At 62.6% G+C, this 3708-nt stretch carries 4 protein-coding genes and 1 pseudogene; 3 read left to right on the top strand and 2 right to left on the bottom strand.

Going from position 1 to position 3708, the window contains the following annotated elements; all coding sequences use genetic code 11:
* The first annotated feature begins 2 nt into the window (after positions 1–2).
* Complete coding sequence (locus tag ABYV89_RS15435) at positions 3–608, top strand: nitroreductase family protein (RefSeq protein WP_432823825.1); 606 nt, start codon at positions 3–5, stop codon at positions 606–608.
* Between the two features lie 132 nt (positions 609–740).
* Here the strand turns inward: ABYV89_RS15435 and tatC are convergent, their stop codons facing one another.
* Positions 741–1511 (bottom strand): twin-arginine translocase subunit TatC, encoded by a 771-nt coding sequence (tatC, locus tag ABYV89_RS15430; protein WP_432823824.1) that lies wholly within the window; start codon positions 1509–1511, stop codon positions 741–743.
* The gene (gene tatB, locus ABYV89_RS15425) at positions 1501–1839 is read right to left on the bottom strand and encodes a Sec-independent protein translocase protein TatB (protein WP_432823823.1); all 339 of its coding nucleotides are present in this window, start codon (positions 1837–1839) and stop codon (positions 1501–1503) included. Before tatB ends, tatC begins: the two co-directional genes overlap by 11 nt.
* Positions 1840–2014: 175 nt before the next feature.
* On the opposite strand from tatB, the gene nadA reads away from it, so the two are divergent.
* Positions 2015–2929: a quinolinate synthase NadA gene (nadA, locus tag ABYV89_RS15420; protein WP_432823822.1), complete on the top strand. Its 915-nt coding sequence runs from the start codon at positions 2015–2017 to the stop codon at positions 2927–2929.
* 77 nt (positions 2930–3006) lie between these two features.
* Positions 3007–3708 (top strand): annotated as a pseudogene (locus tag ABYV89_RS15415) (transcription-repair coupling factor); the annotation flags it as partial.

Here is a 3708-nt window from a genome sequence, read left to right as displayed (position 1 = left end):
TTATGGACACCTTTGATGCCATCTACCAGCGTCGGGCGATCAAGCATTTTGATCCCAATCACCGTCTCACCAAAGAAGAAGAGGCCAGGCTTCTGGATGCCGCGATACAGGCGCCCACCAGTTTCAACGCCCAGCACTGGCGGTTTGTCATCGTTCGCGATCCGGCCCTGCGCAGGCGGATTCGTACCGAATTCGGCAACGACCAGGCCCAGATGACCGATGCCTCCCTGCTCATCATCATGACGGCAGACGTCAAGGCCTGGGCCAAGGAGCCCGGACGTTACTGGCAGAATGCGCCCAAAGAGGTTGCCGAGCTCCTGGTCAACTGGATGGGGCCGTTTCATGAAGGACGCGACTGGCTGCAGCGCGACGAGGCTCAGCGGTCGATCGGCCTGGCCATGCAGACGATCATGCTGGCGGCCAAGGCGATGGGGTACGATTCCTGCCCGATGATCGGTTTCGACATTGAAAAGGTCGGCGAACTCATCAAGCTCCCTGCCGATCATGTGATGGGTCCGATGGTAGCCGTCGGGAAGAAAACCAAGGACTCCTGGCCCAAGCCCGGACAATTGCCCCTGAGTGCAGTGGTCGTCGAAAACAGCTTCTGATGCCGCGAAAAGCAGAGATGAAAAAGGCCCACCCCGAACGTCGGGTGGGCCTTGCCGGTTGTGCCGGAGTTTTCAGCCGCCGCCGTGCCCCGCGGCTGTTTCTGGGTTTTTCTCGGCCGGACTTTCGGCAGGTCAGCCTTCGGTTTTCGCCGATTCCTGCGGCTCCTCATCCGGTTCCGGCTTCTTTTTGCCGAACAGTCGGGCGACGATGATGCCAACCTCATAAAGGATGATGAAGGGGCCGGCGATGGCGGTCTGGGAAAAGACGTCCGGCGGGGTCAGGATGGCGCCAACGACGAAAGCGACCAGGATGGCGAACTTGCGGTTCTTGCGCAGCCACTTGTGGTCAACGACGCCCATGCGGGCGAGAAAGAAAATCACCACCGGCAATTCGAAAACCAGCCCAAAGGCGAGCAGCAGGCGGGTCGACAGGGTCAGGTAGCCCCCCATCGACAGCATGGCGCTGATTTCGCCGGTGCCGGTGCCGAAGGAGATCAGAAAGGTGAAAATCGTGGGGAAGACGTAGGTGAAGCCGAAGTAGGTGCCGGCGGCGAAGCAGAGGCAGCTGACCAGCACGAAGGGAACGGCAAAGCGTTTCTCGTGGCCGTAGAGTCCCGGGGCGATAAAGGCCCAGAGTTGCCAGAGGATGACCGGCAGGGCCAGCAGCAGGCCGGCGACCGCCGCCACCTTGAGATAGGTGAAAAAGGGTTCGGTGGCGTTGATGAAGACCAGCGAGCTCCCCTCGGGCAGGGCCGCCCGCACCGGTTCGGCGACGTACTGGAAGAGCTTTTCGGCAAAGCTGTAGCAGCCGAGAAAGGCGACCAGCCAGGCGCCGCCGGCGATCATCAGCCGTTTGCGCAGCTCTTCGAGGTGACTGGTAAAAGGAAGCTGATCATCCGCCATGGGTCGAATCTTTCGGCGGTTGGTCCGCACTGGATGCGTCCTGTTCCGCTACCGGCGATCCGTTAGCCCCGGAGGTTCCGTCGACGTAGGGATTGGAAGGCGTCTCGCTTCCCGGAGCCTTGATCTTCCCCTCGTTGATCAGCCGGTCACGGGTTTCGCTGGTGCGGGTTTCTTCATTCAGCGTATTCTTCAAATCGTCGGTGGCCCGCTTGAATTCGGACAGTCCGCGGCCGAGGGCCTTGGCCAGGTCGGGGAGTTTTTTCGGGCCGATCACGATCAGGGCGATGGCCAGGATGAGAAGGAGTTCGGGCATGCCGATACCGAACATAGGGTGCTACCTCGCAGGAATAAATGGACGGAATTCTCGAAATGTGCAGAGAATATCCCTTCTCCCCCCCCCTGTCAAGGCCAAAGGGGGGCGATAAGGGTTTGACATATCAGGGCTTTTGAACTAGTATACGGCGACTAAAAAGCTGCCGCGGAAGCGGCGTGGAAGGTGGGTAATGACACAGGAAGAAATAATCCAGGAAATCCGTCGCCTGGCCAAGGAACGCAACGCCCTGCTGCTGGCGCACAACTACCAGCGCGATGAAATCCAGGCAATCGCCGACATTACCGGAGACTCCCTCGGGTTGTCGATGGAGGCGGCCCGTACCGACAAGCAGGTGATTGTTTTCTGCGGCGTGCACTTCATGGCCGAAAGTGCCGCGATTCTCTCGCCGGAGAAGATCGTGCTGCTGCCCCGCGCCGATGCCGGCTGCCCGATGGCCGACATGGTGACCCCCGAGGGGCTGCGGGAGATGAAAGCCCGTCTCCCCGGTCGGCCGGTGGTGACCTATGTCAATTCCACCGCCGCGGTCAAGGCCGAGAGCGATATCTGCTGCACCAGCGCCAACGCGGTGAAGGTGGTCAACTCCCTCGACGCCGACGAGGTGATCCTGGTCCCCGACCGCAACCTCGGCCACTACATCGCCGCTCACACCGACAAGAAGTGCCATCTCTGGGAGGGCTTCTGCCCGACCCATGACCGGCTGCAGGTCGCCGAGGTCAAGCGGGCCCTGGCTGAGCATCCAGGTGCCCTGTTCATGGCGCATCCGGAGTGTCCTCCCGAGATTCTCGAGCTGGCCCACCATATCTGTTCCACCAGCGGCATGTACGACTACGCCCTTAGAAGCCAGGCGAAAAAATTCATCGTCGGCACCGAGGCGGGGATCCTCTACCGGCTGCGCAAGGAAAATCCCGGCAAGGAGTTCATCCTCCCCTCGCCCCGCCTGATCTGTCCCAACATGAAGCTGACTTCGCTGGAGGATGTGCTGCGCTGCCTGCAGACCATGAGTCCGCAGATCACCGTGGCGCCCGATATCCGCGAACGGGCCAAAATCACCCTCGACCGCATGCTGGCTGTCCCCCGGGACTGACCGCGCGCGGCCATTTTTGAGTTTACCGCGGGGCGTGTTCAGCACGCCCCGTTTTCGTAGGGATGTTCACCGCCCCAATGGACCCATCGACCCAACAGCCGGAAATCGCCCACGCCACCATCCGTTCGGTGGTCGAAGGGCTCGCTGCCGGCCAGACCCGCACCGAGGTGCTCGGACTGGTCGGTTCCAGCGGCGCCTGCCTGCTGGCGTCGGAACTGGCGGCGGTGCCGGAACCTTTCCTGGTGGTGGCCGCCGACAGCCGGCAGGCTGAACGGTTTGCCGCCGCCCTCGCCTTCTACCACGGTCGCCCTGAAGAAGTCCTGGTCTTTCCGCATTGGGAAATCCGCCCCTATGAGCCGCTGAGCCCCCATCCCGAGGTCGAGGCCGCCCGCCTGGCGGCGCTGGCCGCCCTGCATCAGGGGCGGGCGAAGGCGGTGGTAACGACCGCGCGGGCGCTGCTGCAGCGGGTGATTCCCCGCGAGGTGCTGGCCGGGCTCTGCGAGGTGCTGGAGTTCGGCGACGACTACCCCCGCGAGCAGCTCACCGACTTGCTGCAGCGGCTCGGTTACAACGCCGTGCCGTTGGTGGAGGACCGCGGTACCTTTTCGGTGCGCGGCGACATCATCGACATCTTTCCGCCCTCTTTGGCCCGGCCGGTGCGGCTTGAATTCTTCGGCGATACCCTCGAAAAGCTGCGCCCCTTCGACGCGGCCAGCCAGCGTTCCGACGATCGCGAGCTCGAACGGCTGGAGCTGCTGCCGGCCCGGGAGATGGTGCTG

The organism is Trichloromonas sp. (assembly GCF_041583255.1).
In the GTDB taxonomy this organism is placed as follows: Bacteria; Desulfobacterota; Desulfuromonadia; order Desulfuromonadales; family Trichloromonadaceae; genus Trichloromonas.
The sequence above is the reverse complement of the archived record's forward strand: the minus strand, read 5'-3'. Positions and strand labels throughout refer to the sequence as shown.

Excerpts from the sequence above, each read along its gene's own strand:
- ABYV89_RS15435 (WP_432823825.1), top strand. The coding sequence starts at position 3 with ATGGACACCTTTGATGCCATCTACCAGCGTCGGGCGATCAAGCATTTT.
- tatC (WP_432823824.1), bottom strand. The coding sequence starts at position 1,511 with ATGGCGGATGATCAGCTTCCTTTTACCAGTCACCTCGAAGAGCTGCGC.
- tatB (WP_432823823.1), bottom strand. The coding sequence starts at position 1,839 with ATGTTCGGTATCGGCATGCCCGAACTCCTTCTCATCCTGGCCATCGCC.
- nadA (WP_432823822.1), top strand. The coding sequence starts at position 2,015 with ATGACACAGGAAGAAATAATCCAGGAAATCCGTCGCCTGGCCAAGGAA.